Raw genomic sequence first — 17,258 nt, 5'->3', positions numbered from 1 at the left:
TGAGGCCGCCGAAAGGCGGCCTTTTGCGTTGGCAGTCAGCGCGAGTGCCGTGTGCGGTAGGCCTGCAGCACCTGGTCGATCACCGCACTGGTGCGGGCGGCGCTGATGCCGTTGGATGGTGAGTGGCCGCTGCCGCGCAGCTCATCCACCAGAGTGGCGATCAACGGCTGCTGGATCGACGGCGGGTTCGGGATGTCGAACGCCTGCACGCCCGCTTCCGTCTCCAGAACCACTGGAACGTCCTCGAAGGTGGCAAAGCGCAGTTGTCCGCGATCGCCGGTGATTTCGATTTCATCCTGGCGGCGGAACGCGCAGAAACTCCATTGCGCGATGCCGTGCGCCCCCGTCCCGGTGCGGAAGCACATCGAAACGCTGTCCTCGGCGGCGTAGGCGCCGGTCAACGAGCTGGCCAGGCCACGCACATCGCTCAGCGGCCCCAGCAGTTGATCCAGCAGGTCCAGGGTGTGCGAGCCCAGATCGACGAACAGCCCGCCGCCGGCGATCGCCGGGTTGGTCCGCCAGAAGTCCGGCGATGCAGCGTTCGCCGAATGCGGCCGGTGCAGGGTGGTGCGCACGCTGCGCGGCGTGCCGATCGTGCCGCTGTCCAGCAGCCGCTTCACCTGCGCGAAGCGGGGCAGGGCGCGGCGGTAGTAGGCCACGAACACCGGCACGCCACTGCGCGCGCTGGCTTCAATGATGCGCTGGCACTCGCCGTGATCCATGGCCATCGGCTTTTCGATGTAGACCGGCTTGCCCGCGGCAATCGCCTGCAATGCGTAGTGCATGTGCGTGGAGGGCGGCGTCGCAACGTAGATCGCGTTCACTTCCGGGTCGGCGATGAGTGCATCGGCGTCCGCGTACCAGCGGGGAATCGCATGGCGCCGCGCATAATCCTCGGCCAATGCCGCATTGCGGCGCATGACCGCGGCCACCCGTGAGCCCGGCGTGTTGGCCAGGGCCGGCCCGCTCTTCTTCTCGGTGACGCTGCCACAGCCGATGAAGCCCCACACCACGTTGTCCAGGATCATCACGATGCGTCCAGAAAAGGGAAGGTCCGCCGGGTTCAACCCAACAGTGAGCGTAATCGATCACCGGCGGAGGCGGAGACATCGGCACCGGTGGGCAGGAAGCAACGAAGCTGCCACTGCCGGGTCCGGATCGCGTCCTTTGCGGTCGGCGTGCTCCACGGCGGATAGACACGGAGGGCGCGCTTTCCGCCCTCGCCATCGCGCGACATCACGCCGCGCTCGATCAGCAGGTCACGACTGAAGATGAACTGTCCGCGCTGTGTTCCGTCGAAGACCGCGATCACCACGAAGTGCACAGCATCGGCTGCATCCAATGGAGCGATATCAGAACCGGGGGCGGGGCGCTTCCACAGGGTTACGAACTGGCCGGTCTTGGTGGGGGTGATCTTCGCGACGCGGAACACGATGCTGTGACCCTCAAGGGCAAAGCGGCAGGCACCGTACTCTGCGCTTTCCGCTTCCGCCACGATCGGTCCGGTCAACTGCAGCCCTGCGGGCAGGTAGAGATCGTGCAGTGCCGCAGTGGCGGCAGCAATGCCGCTCATGCTTCCGGCAGCGGCTCGGGCACCGTTCCGGGCACGAACACGCCTTCTTTCACGTAGGCGGCCAGGGTCATGTCCAGCGCAAGCATGCCGTCGCGCTTGAGGTCCATCAGTTCCGGTTCGACCATCGCGCCATGCAGTACGCCCAGCACAGTGGCGTGCAGCATGCGCGCGGCGATCTTCGGGTCCGCGCCTTCGCGCAGCTGGCCCAGGTCCTGGGCCCGGCGCAGGGCGCGCTCCATCCGGTCCAGCGCGTCGCGGAAGCCGGCCTGCTGCATTTCGGTCAGCACCTTGGTATCGGCCGAGGCGTCGCTGCGCAGCATGATCTCCATGGTCTTGCGCAGGCGTTCGTCCTCGGACAGCTCGATGAACGAGTGGATCATCACTGCGCGCAGGTCGTGCACCGGTGTGTCGCGCTGGTCGGTGGAGGTGCGCTCCAGTTCCTGCATGAAGGGCAGGTGCACCCGTTCGACGATCGCGGCCAGCACCTCGCTCTTGTTCTTGAAGTGCCAGTACACCGCGCCACGGGTATAGCCGGCGCGGGCACCGATCATCTCCAGCGTGGTACGGGCCACGCCGTGTTCATGGAAGCAGGCTTCGGCGGCGTCAAGGATGCCTTCCCGGGTTGCCTGGGTGTCCTCTTTGGTCTTGCGGGCCATGGGTGTGGGTACGAGTGCGGGTGAAACGTGGCTGAATTGTACCGGTTTACAAACAAACAAGCATGTATGTATATTTCGCACCCATCATTCCCGTCGTGTGCGTGGCAGGCCCGTCCGGCTCCCACTCCACCCGGGTGGGCGCTGTTCGCACGGTCTTCACCTTCGCTGGTGGAGGGTCCGCCGTATCAGCGCTGGCTGAGACCCTTTCCTTCAAGAGCCTTTCCGTCATGTTGCTGAGCCGAATCCGACCCTTTGCACTGTCGCTGGCAATCGCCGCGACCGTGGCTGCCTGCGGCGGCCAACCCCAGGCCCCCGAACAGGGCCCGGGTGACGTCACAGTGGTCACGCTGAAGTCCGAGACCGTGGGCCTGACCCGCGAGCTGCCGGGCCGTACCAACGCCTTCCTGGTCGCCGAAGTGCGTCCGCAGGTCAACGGCATCGTCGCCAAGCGCCTGTTCACCGAGGGCGGCATGGTCAAGGCCGGCGAGCCGCTATACCAGATCGAGGACGCCAGCTACCGCGCACAGGCCAACAGTGCCCGTGCGCAGCTGGCGCGTGCCGAGGCCACCGCCAACGCCGCGCGCCTGAGCGCCAAGCGCATCACCGAGCTGGCCAAGGTTGATGCGGTCAGCCAGCAGGACCTGGAAAACGCGGTGGCCGCGCAGAAGCAGGCCGAGGCTGACGTGGGCGCCGCCAAGGCCTCGCTGGATGCGGCCAACGTCACTCTGGGCTACGCCCGCATCACCGCCCCGATCAGCGGCCGCATCGGCAAGTCCAGCGTCACCCAGGGTGCGCTGGTCAGCGCCGGCCAGGCCAATGCACTGGCCACCGTGCAGCAGCTGGACCCGATCTATGTCGACCTGACCCAGTCCTCGGCCGAGCTGCTGCAGCTGCGTCGTGAGCTGGCCGCGGGCCGCCTGCAGGACAACCAGACGCTGCCGGTCAGCATCCTGATGGAAGACGGCAGCACCTTCGAGCACAAGGGTACGCTGGAATTCTCCGAAGTCAGCGTCGACCCGGCCACTGGCAGCTTCGGCCTGCGCGTGAAGGTGGACAATCCGGATGGCCTGCTGATGCCGGGCACGTACGTGCGCGCGGTGATCGGCGGCGGTGTGCGCAGCGATGCAGTGCTGGTGCCGATGGCCGGCATCGCCCGCGATCCGAAGGGTGACACCTCCGCGATGGTGGTCGACAAGGACAACAAGGTCGAAGTGCGCCCGGTCAAGGTCAGCCGCACGGTCGGCGACAAGTGGCTGGTCGAGGACGGTCTGAAGGCCGGCGACAAGGTCATTGTCGAAGGCCTGCAGAAGATCGGCCCCGGCATGCCGGTCAAGGCCACCGAGAAGGGCGCTGCTCCGGCCAAGCCGGCAGCGGCCGCCCAGCCTGCCGCTCCGGCCGGCGACGCGAAGTAAGCGGAGAACCCCATGGCACGCTTTTTCATCGATCGACCCATCTTTGCATGGGTGATCGCCATCATCATCATGCTCGCCGGCGGCCTGGCCCTGTTCAAGCTGCCGGTCTCGATGTACCCCAACGTCGCACCGCCGGCGGTGGAAATCAGCGCCACCTACCCGGGTGCATCGGCCAAGGTGGTCGAGGACTCGGTGACGCAGATCATCGAGCAGAACATGAAGGGCCTTGATGGCCTGATCTATTTCTCCTCCAACAGCTCGTCCAACGGCCAGGCCACCATCACCCTGACCTTCGAGAGCGGCACCAACCCGGACATCGCCCAGGTGCAGGTGCAGAACAAGCTGCAGCTGGCCATGCCGCTGCTGCCGCAGGAAGTGCAGCGGCAGGGCATCAACGTGGCCAAGTCCAGCTCGGGCTTCCTGAACGTCATTGCGTTCGTGTCCGAGAACGGCAGCATGGACGCCAACGACATCGCCGACTACGTCGGTTCCAATGTCGTCGACCGTCTGAGCCGCGTGCCGGGCGTGGGCAACATCCAGGTGTTCGGTGGCAAGTACGCCATGCGCATCTGGCTGGACCCGAACAAGCTGCATACCTATGGCCTGTCGGTTGCGGAAGTGACCGCAGCAGTCAAGGCACAGAACGCCCAGGTGGCCATCGGCCAGCTCGGCGGCGCGCCGTCGATCAAGGGCCAGCAGCTCAACGCCACCATCAATGCGCAGTCGCGCCTGCAGACCCCGGAACAGTTCCGCAACATCATCGTGCGCGGTGCGCAGGACGGTGCCGAACTGCGCCTGGGCGATGTCGCCCGCGTCGAACTGGGTGCAGAGTCCTACGACTTCGTCACCCGCTACAACGGCCAGCCGGCCAGCGGCCTGGCGGTTACCCTGGCCACCGGCGCCAACGCGCTGGATACCGCGGCCGGCGTGGATGCCGCGCTGCAGGACATGAAGAGCTTCTTCCCGGCCGGCCTGAAGGCCGAGATCCCGTACGACACCACCCCGTTCGTGCGCGTGTCGATCAAGGGCGTGGTGCAGACCCTGATCGAAGCGATCGTGCTGGTGTTCGTGGTGATGTACCTGTTCCTGCAGAACTTCCGCGCCACCCTGATCCCGACCATCGCCGTGCCGGTGGTGCTGCTGGGTACCTTCGGCGTGCTGGCGATGCTGGGCTTCTCGGTGAACATGCTGACCATGTTCGCGATGGTGCTGGCGATCGGCCTGCTGGTGGACGATGCCATCGTGGTGGTGGAGAACGTCGAGCGCATCATGTCCGAGGAAGGACTGTCGCCGCTTGAGGCCACCCGCAAGTCGATGGGCCAGATCACCGGCGCGCTGGTGGGTATCGGCCTGGTGCTGTCGGCGGTGTTCGTGCCGATGGCCTTCATGAGCGGCTCCACCGGCGTGATCTACCGCCAGTTCTCGGCCACGATCGTTTCGGCGATGGCGCTGTCGGTGCTGGTCGCGATCGTGCTGACCCCGGCGCTGTGCGCGACCATGCTCAAGCCGCTGAAGAAGGGTGAGCACCACGTCGCACACAAGGGCTGGTCCGGTCGTTTCTTCAATGGTTTCAACCGCGGCTTCGACCGCACCAGCGAAAGCTACCAGCGCGGTGTGCGCGGCATCATCCACCGTCCGTGGCGCTTCATGGGCATCGTGGCGGCACTGTTCGTGCTGATGGGCGTGCTGTTCGTGCGCCTGCCCAGCTCGTTCCTGCCCAACGAAGACCAGGGCGTGCTGATGGCGCTGGTGCAGGCGCCGGTCGGTGCCACCCAGGAACGTACGCTGGAATCGATCGCGGCACTGGAAAACCACTTCCTGCAGAACGAGAAGGATGCGGTGGACTCGGTGTTCTCGGTGCAGGGCTTCAGCTTCGCCGGTATGGGCCAGAACGCGGGCATGGCATTCGTCAAGCTGAAGGACTGGAGCGAGCGTGACGCCGACAATGGCGTGATGCCGATCACCGGTCGCGCGATGGCGGCACTGGGCCAGATCAAGGATGCCTTCATCTTCGCCTTCCCGCCGCCGGCCATTCCGGAACTGGGTACCGCTTCGGGCTACACCTTCTTCCTGAAGGACAACAGCGGCCAGGGCCACGAGGCACTGGTGGCCGCGCGCAACCAGCTGCTGGGCCTCGCCGCCGGCAGCAAGAAGCTGGCCAACGTGCGCCCGAACGGCCAGGAAGACACGCCGCAGTTCCGCATCGACATCGATGCAGCCAAGGCGACCTCGCTGGGGCTGTCGATCGACCAGATCAACGGTACCTTGGCCGCCGCATGGGGCAGCTCGTACATCGACGACTTCGTCGATCGTGGCCGCGTCAAGCGTGTGTTCGTGCAGGCCGACCAGCCGTTCCGCATGGTGCCGGAGGACTTCGATCTCTGGTCCGTGAAGAACGACAAGGGTGAGATGGTGCCGTTCAGTGCCTTCGCCACCAAGCACTGGGATTACGGTTCGCCGCGCCTGGAACGCTACAACGGTGTGTCGGCGATGGAAATCCAGGGCGAACCGGCCCCGGGTGTCGCGTCCGGTGATGCCATGGCCGAGATCGAACAGCTGGCCAAGCAGCTGCCGGCGGGCTTCGGCATCGAGTGGACGGCGATGTCCTACCAGGAACGCCAGGCCGGCTCGCAGACGCCGCTGCTGTACACGCTGTCGCTGATGATCGTGTTCCTGTGCCTGGCCGCGATGTATGAAAGCTGGAGCGTGCCGACCGCGGTGCTGCTGGCGGCCCCGCTGGGTATCCTCGGCGCGGTGCTGGCCAATACCTTCAAGGGCCTGGAACGCGACATCTACTTCCAGGTGGCGATGCTGACCACGGTGGGCCTGACCAGCAAGAACGCGATCCTGATCGTCGAGTTCGCCAAGGAAAACCTGGAGAAGGGGGCCAGCCTGATCGAGTCGATCATGCACGCCGTGCGCGACCGCTTGCGCCCGATCGTGATGACCTCGCTGGCCTTCGGCATGGGCGTGGTGCCGCTGGCAATCTCCACCGGTGCCGGCTCCGGTGCCAAGCAGGCGATCGGCACCGGTGTGCTTGGCGGCATGATCGTCGGCACCGTGCTCGGCGTGTTCTTCGTGCCGCTGTTCTTCGTGGTGGTGCAGCGCGTGTTCAAGCGCAAATCCTCCACGTAAGCGAAACGGTAGTGCCGGCCGCTGGCCGGCACCTACTGCCCGCGTGATGTGAATCCAACGAGGTTGCCGGCCAGCGGCCGGCACTACCTCCTGCCATCCGGCAGTACCGATGGAAGTCATTCCCATGAAAAGTGCATCCCTGTTCCTTTCCATTGCCGCCGCGCTCGCGCTCGCCGGCTGCTCCACCCTGGTGCCGAAGAACACCGCCGTTGCTCCGGCCATTCCGGCGCAGTGGCCGGCCGAGGCCGCGCAGGGCGAGGTGGCCGATGTCGCCGCCGTCGGCTGGCGCGACTTCTTCACCGATGCGCGCCTGCAGCAGGTGATCGACCAGTCGCTGCAGAACAACCGCGACCTGCGCGTGGCCGTACTCAACGTTGAACGCGCGCGCGGCCAGTACCGCGTACAGCGCGCCGACCGTGTGCCCGGCGTGGCAGTCACCGGCCAGATGGACCGCCGTGGTACCGACGCCGGTGTCACCGAGCAGTTCACCGCCGGTGTTGGCGTAGCCGAGTTCGAGCTGGATCTGTTCGGCCGCGTGCGCAATCTCAGTGAAGCGGCGCTGCAGCAGTACTTCGCCGTGGCCGCCAACCGCCGCAACGCGCAGCTGAGCCTGGTGGCCGAGACCGCCACGGCGTGGCTGACCTACGGGGCTGATGCGCAGCGGCTGAAGATCGCCGATGCCACGCTGAAGACCTACGAGGATTCGCTGCGCCTGGCCGAGGCCCGCCACGAGCGTGGTGGCAGTTCGGCGCTGGAGCTGACCCAGACCCGTACCCTGGTCGAGACCGCACGTACGGATGCTGCACGCCTGCGTGGCCAGCTGGCCCAGGACCGCAATGCGCTGGCGCTGCTGGCCGGTGGCCAGTTGGATCCGGCACTGCTGCCGGACAGCATCGAACCGCAGCTGCTGGCACTGGCACCGCCGCCGGCCGGCCTGCCCAGCGACGTGTTGCTGCAGCGCCCGGACATCATGGCCGCCGAACACCAGCTGCTGGCGGCCAACGCCAACATCGGTGCGGCACGCGCGGCGTTCTTCCCGAGCATCTCGCTGACCGGCAGCATCGGTAGTGGTTCGAGCGAATTGTCCAACCTGTTCGACAGTGGGACCCGCGTGTGGAGCTTCCTGCCGAAGATCACGCTGCCGATCTTCCAGGGCGGCAAGCTGCGCGCCAATCTGGCCATCGCCAATGCGGACCGTGACATTGCGCTGGCGCAGTACGAGAAGTCGATCCAGGTGGGCTTCCGCGAAACCGCCGATGCGCTGGCGTTGAACGTCAGTCTGGATGAGCAGGTGAGTTCACAGCAGCGCCTGGTGGAAGCGGCCGAACAGGCCAACCGCCTGTCGCAGGCACGCTACGACGCTGGCCTGGACAGCTTCGTGACCCTGCTTGATGCGCGCCGTACCGCCTACAACGCGCAGCAGACCCAGCTGCAGGCGCAACTGGCCCAGCAGGCCAACCGCATCACCCTGTACAAGGTGCTGGGCGGCGGCTGGCACGAGCGCGGGTAAGCAGTGCTTCTGGTAGGTGCCAACCTTGGTTGGCACGGATGCGTCAGCGCAGGCGGCTGGCCCTGTGCCAACCAAGGTTGGCACCTACCTGGAGATCGAGGGTAATGCCGGCCGCGGGCCGGCATTGTCATTTCAGGAACTGCTACACCGCTTCATCGTCGCGCCGCGCTGCATGGCAGGCGCGTACCCGCGCCAGCGCGTCGCCGGCTTCGCGCGCCATCTGCTCGTACTCGCGGCGGATCTCCTCCAGCCGCTCCTCGTCCAGTTCTTCCAGATCCAACAGTTCGTTGTTGGCTTCGGCCGTCGCGCGGATCAGCTCGTCCAGCTTGATCTGCATCGCGGCGGTATCTGCGTTCTGCGTGTGCTGGATCAGGAACACCATCAGGAAGGTGATGATGGTGGTACCGGTGTTGATCACCAGCTGCCAGGTGTCGTTGAAACCGAATACCGGGCCACTGATGCCCCAGATCACCACGATCGCTACCGCGGCCAGGAAGGTCCACGGCGAGCCGGTGGCGGCCGCGGCCTTCTTGGCGATCGTATTGAACAGGTTGCGTGCTTTCATCGTCGTCGTCCCACTCAGGTGACGAGGATGATCGGCAGCGGCTCGTGCAGGGGCTGTGCAGCTCAGGCGCGCAGGCGCGGGGCGTCCTGCAGGCGCACCGGGCTGGTCTGGTAGACGTGCTGCCAGCAACGGTCGACGAATTCGCGGGCCTGGGCTTCGCTCAGGCGCGGCATGATCTGCAGGGCGTACTGGGTCTGGAACATCTCGTCGCGCTGCGCATTGCTGGCGCGCGGCTGGGTGATCAGCGAATCGCAAGCGAACTTGATCCACGGTACGTACGAGCCGAACGAGTTGTGCGCCAATGCACCGTCGGCATGCTGGCGGCGCCAGTGGTCAAGCTCAGCGTCAACATTGATGACCGGGGGAATGGTGGGGACTTCGGCGTGCATGTCGATCCAATCGGTTGAAGTGGATGGGAGTGGGGGTTCATCGCAGTGTGGCCCGGACCCCGGTGGATACCGCGTCAGGGAGATGTGCAGCCGGCGTTGCGATTGCCTATCAGTTGCGCATGCTCGACCGCGCCCATCTCTTCGGCCATGTCGGCCATGGCATTGCAGAGGCGTTCGTGTTCGAGCGGATGGCCGCGCACCAGTTCCAGCTGCAGGCCCTGGTAAGCGGTCCAGAACCGGGCGCCACGCTGATGCAGCGCGAACTGCTGCTGCAGGCGCTTGCGGATGGCGTCAAGGATCGGGTCGGGCGTGGGGCGTACGGCGTGCGCGCACATGGCTGGCTCCGCCGGGGAAGGAAGGTCCCGGTAGCCCCACCCTAGGCGCGACGCTGGGGCGGGGTGTTACCGCAGCGTGTGCACGGGGCACGGCTGACTGTGCGCGGGTTCACGGCTGGCGCCGCAAACGCTGCCGGCACTAGGGCGTGCCGGCACTGAAGCGTTCATTAAGCGGGTTCAACAGCACACTGCGTGGTGCTCATTCACCGATGTCTTCGTTCCAGATCTCGGGATGCTGCGCAATGAAGCCGCCGAGCAGATCGACGCATTCCTGGTTGTCGAGGTCGATCACGTTGACGCCGTTTTCGCGCAACCAGTCGATGCCGCCCTGGAATGTGCGCGATTCGCCCACCACCACGGTGCCGATGTTGAACTGGCGCACCAGGCCCGAGCAGTACCAGCAAGGCGCCAGCGTGGTGACCATGATGGTGTCCTGGTAGCGGCGCTGGCGGCCGGCCTTGCGGAACGCATCGGTTTCGCCGTGCACCGACGGGTCGCCTTCCTGCACGCGGCGGTTGTGGCCGCAGCCGAGCAGGCGGCCGTCGTTGTGGTACAGCGCCGCGCCGATCGGCACGCCGCCCTCGGCCAGGCCCTGGCGGGCTTCGGCGATGGCGGTCTGCAGCAGGGCCTGGTAGTCGGGCGTGGTGATCATGCGGGGCTCCGGTAAGTCGTGGCCCGCCATGATACGGGCAGGGGGTGCCGCTGGCCCCCGGCGGTGCGATAATCGGGGCCATGAGCGAATCCCCCTACAAAGCCGGTACCACCCATTTCGGGTTCCGCGACGTCGCCGCCAAGGACAAGCAGAAGCTGGTCGGCCAGGTGTTCACCTCGGTCGCGCGCAACTACGACCTGATGAACGACCTGATGAGCCTGGGCGTGCACCGGGCGTGGAAGCGCTACTACGTGGCGACCGCGCAGGTGAAGCCGGGCGACCGTGTGCTCGACCTGGCCGGCGGCACCGGCGATATCGCCGCCCTGCTGAAGGAGCGCGTTGGCGCCGAGGGCTCGGTGGTGCTGGGCGACATCAACGCCGGCATGTTGTCGGTCGGCCGTGACCGCCTGACCAACCGCGGCCTGGTGCTCGGCCTGGACTACGTGCAGTGCAACGCCGAAGCCCTGCCGTTCCCGGACAACAGCTTCGACCTGGTCACCATCGCCTTCGGCCTGCGCAACGTGACCGACAAGGACGCTGGCCTGCGCGAGATGTACCGCGTGCTGAAGGTGGGCGGCCAGGCCCGCGTGCTGGAGTTCTCCGAAGTCACCGCCGACTGGTTCAAGCCGATCTACGACTTCCACTCGTTCAAGATCCTGCCCAAGCTGGGCAAGCTGTTCGCCAACGATTCGGACAGCTACCAGTACCTGGCCGAGAGCATCCGCAAGCACCCGCCGCAGGACGAACTGAAGGCGATGATGGGGCAGGCCGGCTTCGAGCGCTGCCACTACAAGAACCTGACCGGCGGCATTGTTTCGATCCACTCCGGCTACAAGCTGTAGTTCCTGCTCTGGTAGGTGCCAACCTTGGTTGGCACACGCCGGCCGCGAGCGATGAAAGATCCGTGCCAACCAAGGTTGGCACCTACCGGTAGAAGCCAGCCTTGGTTGGCATGCGCCCGAGGCGCAGCGCAGCCCCGGCGGCCCGTACCGCGTCCGCCGCCATTCCGGTAGAGGCCAACCTTGGTTGGCATGCGCCGGAGGCGCAGGATCGGCCCCGGCCGCCATTACCCCGCACCGCGCAACGCCTGCGGAGCCGGAGGGAGTTACCATTGGGGGTCTGATCCCCGTAACGGTCCCGATTCATGCGTAATCCGCTGATGCTCCTTCCGCTGGCCGTGGCCCTGGCCGCCGGCTGCTCCCAGGAGGCGGCTGCACCCGCCGCCGCCCCGACTGCCGCCAAGGCCCCCGCCGCCCCCGTGAACGCCGAGAACCGCAGCCACGACGAAAGCTCGTACGCCGAGCCGGACAAGGTCGTCATCAAGGACATCGCGCTGGATCTGAAGCTGGACTTCGACCAGAAGCAGATCGGCGGCACCGCCACCTACACCCTGGAATGGAAGCAGAAGGACGCCAAGCAGCTGGTGCTCGACACCCGCGAGCTGACCGTGTCCAAGGTCGAGGCCGTCGCTGCCGATGGCGCGCGCAGCCCGTTGAAGTTCGAGCTGGCCGCCGCTGACAAGGTGTTCGGCAGCAAGCTGACCATCGAAGCCCCGGAACAGCCGGCCAAGGTGGAAGTGACCTACCACACCGCGCCGACCGCCTCGGGCCTGCAGTGGCTGGCACCGTCGATGACCGAGGGCAAGAAGCTGCCCTTCATGTTCAGCCAGTCGCAGGCCATCCACGCCCGTTCCTGGGTGCCGCTGCAGGACACCCCGAGCGTGCGCTTCACCTACAGCGCGCACGTGGTCTCGCGCCCGGACGTGATGGTGCTGATGAGCGCCGACAACGATCCGAAGGCCGCGCGTGACGGTGACTACACCTTCAAGATGCCGCAGCCGATTCCGTCCTACCTGCTGGCCATCGCGGCCGGCGACCTGGTGTTCGAGCCGATCTCCGGCCGCTCCGGCGTCTGGGCCGAGCCGACCATGGTCAACAAGGCCGCCAAGGAATTCGAAGACACCGAGAAGATGATCGGTGCCGCCGAGAAGCTGTACGGCGAATACCGCTGGGGCCGTTACGACATGCTGGTGCTGCCGCCGTCGTTCCCGTTCGGCGGCATGGAGAACCCGCGCCTGACCTTCGCCACCCCGACCGTGATCGTCGGTGACAAGTCTCTGGTCTCGCTGGTCGCCCACGAACTGGCGCACAGCTGGTCGGGCAACCTGGTGACCAACGCCAGCTGGAAGGACATCTGGCTCAACGAAGGCTTCACCACCTACGTCCAGGGCCGCATCACCGAAGCTCTGTACGGCAAGGAAATGGCCGAGATGGAGAAGCAGATCGACCAGACCGATCTGCTGGCCGAAGTGAAGGACATGAGCCCGGCCGACCAGGCGCTGGCGCTGCCGCCGCTGAACGAGCGTGACCCCGACGAAGCCCTGAGCCAGGTCGCCTACGTCAAGGGTTCGTGGTTCCTGGAGTTCCTGGAACAGCGCTTCGGCCGCGAAACCTTCGATCCGTTCCTGCGTGGCTGGTTCGATGACCACGCCTTCCAGAGCGCGAACACCGACCAGTTCGTCGAGTACCTGAAAAAGAACCTGCTGCCGAAGAATCCGTCGGCAGTGACCGAGGCCGAACTGAAGGCGTGGCTGGACGAGCCGGGCATCCCGGCGTTCGCGGCCAAGGCGCAGTCGCGCAACTTCAGCAGCGTCGATACCGCGCGCATCGCCTTTGCCAGCGCCGGCACCGTGCCGAGCAGCCAGGTCATCGCCGACTGGAGCACGCAGGAATGGGTGCGCTTCATCGACGGCCTGGGCGCGACCCAGCCGCTGGACAAGCTGGCCACGCTGGACAAGGCCTTCCACTTCACCGGCACCCCGAATGGCGAAATCGCCATGCGCTGGTACCCGCTGGCGATCCGCAGCGGCTACGAGCAGGCCAATGAAGGCGCGGCCGCCTTCATCGAGCGCGTCGGCCGTCGCAAGCTGATCCTGCCGATCTACGCCGAACTGGTGAAAACTCCGAAGGGGCTGGAGCTGGCCAAGCAGGCCTTCGAAAAGGCCAAGCCGGGCTACCACCCGATCACCACCGCCTCGGTCCAGGACATGCTGGCCAAGGCCGAAGCCAAGTAAGAAAACGCGCCGGGCATCCCCCGGCGCTTTTTTTGTAGAGTCGAGCTTGCTCGACTGGCTCTTCAACAGCAGTCGAGCAAGCTCGACTCTACAGATATGCGAAAACACGAAGGACCTCCGCCATGAAACGACTGATCCTGCTCACCGCCTGTACCCTGGCCCTGGCTGCCTGCAGCAACCCCGAGGAAGAGCGCAAGGCGCAGGAAGCCGCCGCAGCCGCCGTGCAGGCGCAGAAGGAAGCCAAGGCCGAAGACGTGGCCAAGCAGTACGACATGGCCGTGGCCGCACAGGACTGGGAGCGTGCGCGCCTGCATGGCGCCTCGCTGCTGGATCAATACAAGGACACCGCCGCCGCCGAGCGCATCGCCGCCGGCTTCGACGAGGTCAAGGCCAAGGGCGATGCTGCGCGCGACCTGCGCCGCATGCAGGCGCTGTGGCAGTACAACCAGATCCCGGTGGGCAACAAGGGCAACCAGGTTTCGGCGCAGATCTACAGCAAGGAACGGGTGGATGTGGATGGCAGCGGTGCCAAGCCGGTGCAGCTGGTGTTCCGCGATCACCCGGAGTGGAAGCGGCATGCCTACCTGGTGCTGCAGGCCGGCGATTTCCGCTGCCCGCAGTGCACGGTGAAGGTGACCGTGGACGACGGCAAGCCAATTTCCATGGCGGCGTGGCGGCCGAAGACCGATGAAGCCATCGCGCTGTTCATCACCGACCAGAAGGCGCTGTGGAAGCTGGCGCGCAAGGGCAAGTCGATCAGCATCGAGTTCCCGGTCAAGGCCGGCGGCACGCGTACCGCCGTGTTCGAAACCGGTGGTGTCGACGCCAGCCGCATGCCGCAGTGGTGGCAGTGATGGTTGCGGCGGGCAGCGCAGTGCACGCGTTGTCCGCGATCCGGCACTGGGTGTTTGACATGGACGGCACTCTGACGGTGGCCGTGCATGACTTCGCCGCGATCCGCCGCGCGCTGCAGATCGCCGCGGAGGAAGACATCCTCGACCACATCGCGGCGCTGCCGGACGCATCGGCGCAGGCCAAGCGTGAGTGGCTGCTGGAACACGAGCGCACGCTGGCCGAGGACGCGCTGCCGGCACCGGGCGCGGTGAAGCTGCTGCGCGCGCTGGCGGCGGCGGGCTGCCGGCTGGGCATCCTGACCCGCAACGACCATGCGCTGGCGAAGCTGACCCTGGACGCGATCGGGGTCGGGGAGCTGTTCGACGATGCCGACATCATTGGCCGCGATGAAGCGGTGCCCAAGCCGTCGCCGGATGGCCTGCAGCAGCATCTTCGACGCTGGGGAATCGGGGCTGCGGAGGCGGTGATGGTCGGAGACCACGCCTATGACCTGGAGTGCGGCCGCGCCGCGGGCACCCACACCGTGCTGGTCAATCTGCCGGAGAACCCGTGGCCGGGCAGTGCCGACTGGCATTTCGCCGATTGCCGCGACCTGTTGGCCGCCTGGCAGCAGAAGGGGTAGTGCCGGCCGCTGGCCGGCAGTGTCGACCAAGGTCGACACCTACCAAGGCACAGCGTGTCGACCAAGGTCGACACCTACCGAGCGGGTGCGCGGGCAGTTCGGCTTACGCGCCCAGCGCGTAACCGAACTGCTGCTTGAACTGCTCGTTGAACTCATCGAAGGTGAAGCGCTGGTTCTGCGTGCCCGGGTGCTCGACCTTCAGTGCGCCCATCAGGTTGCCCATGCGGCCGATGGTCAGCCAGTCGTAGCCCTTCTGGATGCCGTAGATCAGGCCCGCACGGAAGGCGTCGCCACAGCCGGTCGGGTCGACCACGCGGCGCTCGTGCGCCGGCGGGATGTCGTAGCTCTTTTCCGGGGTGTGGATGACCGCGCCCTTCGGGCCGCGGGTGGTGATGTAGGCCTTGACCCGGCTGACGATCTCCTTCTCGTCCCAGCCGGTGCGTTCCTGCAGCAGGTTCGACTCGTAGTCGTTGACCACCACGTAGTCGGCCTGGTCGATGAAGGCGCGCAGCTCCGGGCCGTTGAACAGCGGCATGGCCTGGCCCGGGTCGAAGATGAACGGAATGCCGTCTTCGTGGAATTCCTGCGCGTTCTGGATCATGCCTTCGCGGCCGTCCGGGCCGACCAGGCCCAGGGTCACGCCCGGTACGCCACGCACGTGGTTTTCGTAGGAGCGCATCATCGCGCCCGGGTGGAAGGCGGTGATCTGGTTGTTGTCGTGGTCGGTGGTGATGAACGCCTGCGGGGTGAACAGCTCATCGATCACGCGCACGCGCGACAGGTCGATGCCCAGGCCGTCGAAGTATTCGCGGTACGGGCCGAAGTCCGAACCCACGGTGCCCATCGGGATCGGCTGGCCGCCCAGCAGGTGCAGGTTGTAGGCGATGTTGCCGGCGCAGCCGCCGAACTCGCGGCGCATGCGCGGCACCAGGAAGGACACGTTCAGGATGTGCACCTTGTCCGGCAGGATGTGATTCTTGAACTGGTCCGGGAACACCATGATGGTGTCGAAGGCAAGAGAACCACAGATCAGAGCGGACATCGATGTAAGCCTATGCGGTGAATTTTGGGGTGGGCCGGCCCGGTTCGGCGGGCAAGCAAACGGCGCCCTTGGGCGCCCGACGGCGCAAAGGTTACCCGCTGGTGCCGCTCAGGGCCAGAACCGGGTGAGACCCGATCAGGCCGAAAGCCTGTGAAGACGCGGGTTCAGCTAGTTTTTTCCTTGCTCGGCGGCAGGCGGGTTGCTAGGCTTGTCGGCCTCGATTTCTGCCCATTTTTTCGCCATCCCGCGGCGGGCACGACACCCCTCAGGACTCCTTCCTCAGATGTTCAAGAAACTCCGTGGCATGTTCTCCAACGACCTGTCCATCGACCTGGGCACGGCCAACACCCTCATCTACGTGCGCGGGCAGGGGATCGTGCTGAACGAGCCGTCGGTCGTGGCCGTGCGCCAGGACCGTGCCATTGGTGGTACCCGCTCGGTGGCAGCCGTAGGCGCCGAAGCCAAGCAGATGCTTGGCCGTACCCCGGGCCACATCACCACCATCCGCCCGATGAAGGACGGCGTCATCGCCGACTTCACCTACACCGAGGCGATGCTCAAGCACTTCATCAAGAAGGTGCACAAGTCGCGCGTGCTGCGCCCGAGCCCGCGCGTGCTGGTCTGCGTGCCGGCCGGCTCGACCCAGGTCGAGCGCCGCGCGATCAAGGAATCGGCCGAGGAAGCCGGTGCCCGTGATGTGTTCCTGATCGAAGAGCCGATGGCCGCCGCGATCGGCGCCGGCATGCCGGTCACCGAAGCCCGTGGCTCGATGGTCATCGACATCGGCGGCGGCACCACCGAAGTTGCGGTGATCTCGCTCAACGGCATCGTCTATTCGGCCTCGGTCCGCATCGGCGGCGACCGCTTCGACGAGTCGATCACCAACTACGTGCGCCGCAACCACGGCATGCTGATCGGCGAAGCCACCGCCGAGCGCATCAAGGTCGAGCTGGGCTGCGCCTACCCGCAGGCGGAAGTGATCGAGATGGAAATCTCCGGCCGCAACCTCGCCGAGGGCGTGCCGAAGATGATCAAGATCAGCTCCAACGAGGTGCTTGAAGCCCTGCACGAGCCGCTGTCGGGCATCGTCAGCGCGGTCAAGCTGGCGCTGGAACAGACCCCGCCGGAACTGTGCGCCGACGTCGCCGAGCGCGGCATCGTGCTGACCGGTGGTGGCGCCCTGCTGCGTGACCTGGACCGCCTGATTTCCGAGGAAACCGGCCTGCACGTGCAGGTGGCGGACGATCCGCTGACCTGCGTGGCCCGCGGCGGTGGCCGTGCGCTGGAGCTGGTCGACATGCACGGCAACGAGTTCTTTGCGCCGGAATAAGCCGTCCCGGCTGCCTGCGCCCGCAGCGCCCCTCCGGGGTGCGGCCCACCATGAGGGTAGGCCGGCACCGGCGGGGCGTCCGCGTGTTTCCCTTCCGCCTTCTGCCAGT

16 protein-coding genes are annotated in these 17,258 nt (G+C 66.2%); 8 read left to right on the top strand and 8 right to left on the bottom strand.

Features of this window, described 5'->3' with window-relative positions:
* Window positions 1–35 precede the first annotated feature (35 nt).
* Genes ACX9OT_RS01370 through smeT form a run of 3 tightly spaced genes read right to left on the bottom strand, consistent with a single transcriptional unit; the run spans window position 36 to window position 2,229 of the window.
* A complete protein-coding gene (locus ACX9OT_RS01370) occupies window positions 36–1,028 on the bottom strand; it encodes a Gfo/Idh/MocA family protein (RefSeq protein WP_049463227.1) in 993 nt (330 codons plus the stop codon).
* A gap of 35 nt (window positions 1,029–1,063) precedes the next feature.
* Window positions 1,064–1,573 (bottom strand): MepB family protein, encoded by a 510-nt coding sequence (locus ACX9OT_RS01365; protein ID WP_049399243.1) that lies wholly within the window; start codon window positions 1,571–1,573, stop codon window positions 1,064–1,066.
* Window positions 1,570–2,229 carry an efflux transporter SmeDEF transcriptional repressor SmeT gene (gene smeT, locus ACX9OT_RS01360; RefSeq protein ID WP_032129009.1) on the bottom strand — a complete coding sequence of 220 codons (660 nt, stop codon included), beginning with the start codon at window positions 2,227–2,229 and terminating at the stop codon, window positions 1,570–1,572. The genes ACX9OT_RS01365 and smeT overlap by 4 nt, the downstream gene beginning before the upstream one ends.
* A gap of 227 nt (window positions 2,230–2,456) precedes the next feature.
* Here smeT and smeD point away from each other — a divergent pair, with 227 nt between their 5' ends.
* The 3 genes from smeD to smeF all read left to right on the top strand — a co-directional run bounded on the left by smeD (window position 2,457) and on the right by smeF (window position 8,286).
* Window positions 2,457–3,641, top strand: coding sequence for a multidrug efflux RND transporter periplasmic adaptor subunit SmeD (gene smeD, locus ACX9OT_RS01355; protein ID WP_032129008.1), 1,185 nt, complete (start codon window positions 2,457–2,459; stop codon window positions 3,639–3,641).
* A gap of 12 nt (window positions 3,642–3,653) precedes the next feature.
* Window positions 3,654–6,776, top strand: a complete 3,123-nt coding sequence (gene smeE / locus ACX9OT_RS01350) for a multidrug efflux RND transporter permease subunit SmeE (protein WP_032129007.1) — start codon at window positions 3,654–3,656, stop codon at window positions 6,774–6,776.
* Window positions 6,777–6,885: 109 nt separating this feature from the next.
* Window positions 6,886–8,286 carry a multidrug efflux RND transporter outer membrane subunit SmeF gene (gene smeF / locus ACX9OT_RS01345; protein WP_125893439.1) on the top strand — a complete coding sequence of 467 codons (1,401 nt, stop codon included), beginning with the start codon at window positions 6,886–6,888 and terminating at the stop codon, window positions 8,284–8,286.
* Window positions 8,287–8,428: 142 nt separating this feature from the next.
* On the opposite strand, the gene ACX9OT_RS01340 is transcribed toward smeF, so the two are convergent.
* The 4 genes from ACX9OT_RS01340 to ACX9OT_RS01325 form a co-directional block, all read right to left on the bottom strand.
* Window positions 8,429–8,851, bottom strand: coding sequence for a low affinity iron permease family protein (locus ACX9OT_RS01340; protein ID WP_032129005.1), 423 nt, complete (start codon window positions 8,849–8,851; stop codon window positions 8,429–8,431).
* Between the two features lie 62 nt (window positions 8,852–8,913).
* The gene (locus ACX9OT_RS01335) at window positions 8,914–9,240 is read right to left on the bottom strand and encodes a hypothetical protein (RefSeq protein ID WP_049463228.1); all 327 of its coding nucleotides are present in this window, start codon (window positions 9,238–9,240) and stop codon (window positions 8,914–8,916) included.
* A gap of 74 nt (window positions 9,241–9,314) precedes the next feature.
* Window positions 9,315–9,575, bottom strand: coding sequence for a hypothetical protein (locus tag ACX9OT_RS01330; protein ID WP_049399251.1), 261 nt, complete (start codon window positions 9,573–9,575; stop codon window positions 9,315–9,317).
* A 199-nt stretch (window positions 9,576–9,774) separates the two neighbouring features.
* On the bottom strand, window positions 9,775–10,227 hold the full coding sequence (locus ACX9OT_RS01325; protein ID WP_049399252.1) for a nucleoside deaminase: 453 nt from the start codon (window positions 10,225–10,227) through the stop codon (window positions 9,775–9,777).
* Between the two features lie 80 nt (window positions 10,228–10,307).
* On the opposite strand from ACX9OT_RS01325, the gene ubiE reads away from it, so the two are divergent.
* The 4 genes from ubiE to ACX9OT_RS01305 all read left to right on the top strand — a co-directional run bounded on the left by ubiE (window position 10,308) and on the right by ACX9OT_RS01305 (window position 14,777).
* The gene (ubiE, locus tag ACX9OT_RS01320) at window positions 10,308–11,069 is read left to right on the top strand and encodes a bifunctional demethylmenaquinone methyltransferase/2-methoxy-6-polyprenyl-1,4-benzoquinol methylase UbiE (RefSeq protein WP_005411082.1); all 762 of its coding nucleotides are present in this window, start codon (window positions 10,308–10,310) and stop codon (window positions 11,067–11,069) included.
* A gap of 302 nt (window positions 11,070–11,371) precedes the next feature.
* Window positions 11,372–13,300: a M1 family metallopeptidase gene (locus tag ACX9OT_RS01315; protein WP_049463229.1), complete on the top strand. Its 1,929-nt coding sequence runs from the start codon at window positions 11,372–11,374 to the stop codon at window positions 13,298–13,300.
* A 122-nt stretch (window positions 13,301–13,422) separates the two neighbouring features.
* A complete protein-coding gene (locus tag ACX9OT_RS01310; protein ID WP_019337678.1) occupies window positions 13,423–14,154 on the top strand; it encodes a hypothetical protein in 732 nt (243 codons plus the stop codon).
* Window positions 14,154–14,777, top strand: a complete 624-nt coding sequence (locus tag ACX9OT_RS01305; RefSeq protein WP_049463235.1) for an HAD family hydrolase — start codon at window positions 14,154–14,156, stop codon at window positions 14,775–14,777. Before ACX9OT_RS01310 ends, ACX9OT_RS01305 begins: the two co-directional genes overlap by 1 nt.
* Window positions 14,778–14,880: 103 nt before the next feature.
* On the opposite strand, the gene ACX9OT_RS01300 is transcribed toward ACX9OT_RS01305, so the two are convergent.
* The gene (locus ACX9OT_RS01300) at window positions 14,881–15,819 is read right to left on the bottom strand and encodes a carbohydrate kinase family protein (RefSeq protein WP_049463230.1); all 939 of its coding nucleotides are present in this window, start codon (window positions 15,817–15,819) and stop codon (window positions 14,881–14,883) included.
* Between the two features lie 283 nt (window positions 15,820–16,102).
* Between ACX9OT_RS01300 and ACX9OT_RS01295 the strand changes: the two genes are divergently transcribed.
* Window positions 16,103–17,149 (top strand): rod shape-determining protein, encoded by a 1,047-nt coding sequence (locus ACX9OT_RS01295; RefSeq protein WP_005419402.1) that lies wholly within the window; start codon window positions 16,103–16,105, stop codon window positions 17,147–17,149.
* Window positions 17,150–17,258: the final 109 nt, after the last annotated feature.

It is taken from the genome of Stenotrophomonas genospecies 3 (assembly GCF_054473855.1).
The sequence above is the reverse complement of the archived record's forward strand: the minus strand, read 5'-3'. Positions and strand labels throughout refer to the sequence as shown.

What these genes read in the sequence shown, in the direction of transcription:
- ubiE (WP_005411082.1), top strand. Translation starts at nt 10,308, where the DNA reads ATGAGCGAATCCCCCTACAAAGCCGGTACCACCCATTTCGGGTTCCGC.
- ACX9OT_RS01370 (WP_049463227.1), bottom strand. Translation starts at nt 1,028, where the DNA reads ATGATCCTGGACAACGTGGTGTGGGGCTTCATCGGCTGTGGCAGCGTC.
- ACX9OT_RS01300 (WP_049463230.1), bottom strand. Translation starts at nt 15,819, where the DNA reads ATGTCCGCTCTGATCTGTGGTTCTCTTGCCTTCGACACCATCATGGTG.
- ACX9OT_RS01365 (WP_049399243.1), bottom strand. Translation starts at nt 1,573, where the DNA reads ATGAGCGGCATTGCTGCCGCCACTGCGGCACTGCACGATCTCTACCTG.
- smeT (WP_032129009.1), bottom strand. Translation starts at nt 2,229, where the DNA reads ATGGCCCGCAAGACCAAAGAGGACACCCAGGCAACCCGGGAAGGCATC.
- ACX9OT_RS01330 (WP_049399251.1), bottom strand. Translation starts at nt 9,575, where the DNA reads ATGTGCGCGCACGCCGTACGCCCCACGCCCGACCCGATCCTTGACGCC.
- ACX9OT_RS01310 (WP_019337678.1), top strand. Translation starts at nt 13,423, where the DNA reads ATGAAACGACTGATCCTGCTCACCGCCTGTACCCTGGCCCTGGCTGCC.
- ACX9OT_RS01295 (WP_005419402.1), top strand. Translation starts at nt 16,103, where the DNA reads ATGTTCAAGAAACTCCGTGGCATGTTCTCCAACGACCTGTCCATCGAC.
- ACX9OT_RS01325 (WP_049399252.1), bottom strand. Translation starts at nt 10,227, where the DNA reads ATGATCACCACGCCCGACTACCAGGCCCTGCTGCAGACCGCCATCGCC.
- ACX9OT_RS01340 (WP_032129005.1), bottom strand. Translation starts at nt 8,851, where the DNA reads ATGAAAGCACGCAACCTGTTCAATACGATCGCCAAGAAGGCCGCGGCC.
- smeF (WP_125893439.1), top strand. Translation starts at nt 6,886, where the DNA reads ATGGAAGTCATTCCCATGAAAAGTGCATCCCTGTTCCTTTCCATTGCC.
- smeD (WP_032129008.1), top strand. Translation starts at nt 2,457, where the DNA reads ATGTTGCTGAGCCGAATCCGACCCTTTGCACTGTCGCTGGCAATCGCC.
- ACX9OT_RS01305 (WP_049463235.1), top strand. Translation starts at nt 14,154, where the DNA reads ATGGTTGCGGCGGGCAGCGCAGTGCACGCGTTGTCCGCGATCCGGCAC.
- ACX9OT_RS01315 (WP_049463229.1), top strand. Translation starts at nt 11,372, where the DNA reads ATGCGTAATCCGCTGATGCTCCTTCCGCTGGCCGTGGCCCTGGCCGCC.
- smeE (WP_032129007.1), top strand. Translation starts at nt 3,654, where the DNA reads ATGGCACGCTTTTTCATCGATCGACCCATCTTTGCATGGGTGATCGCC.
- ACX9OT_RS01335 (WP_049463228.1), bottom strand. Translation starts at nt 9,240, where the DNA reads ATGCACGCCGAAGTCCCCACCATTCCCCCGGTCATCAATGTTGACGCT.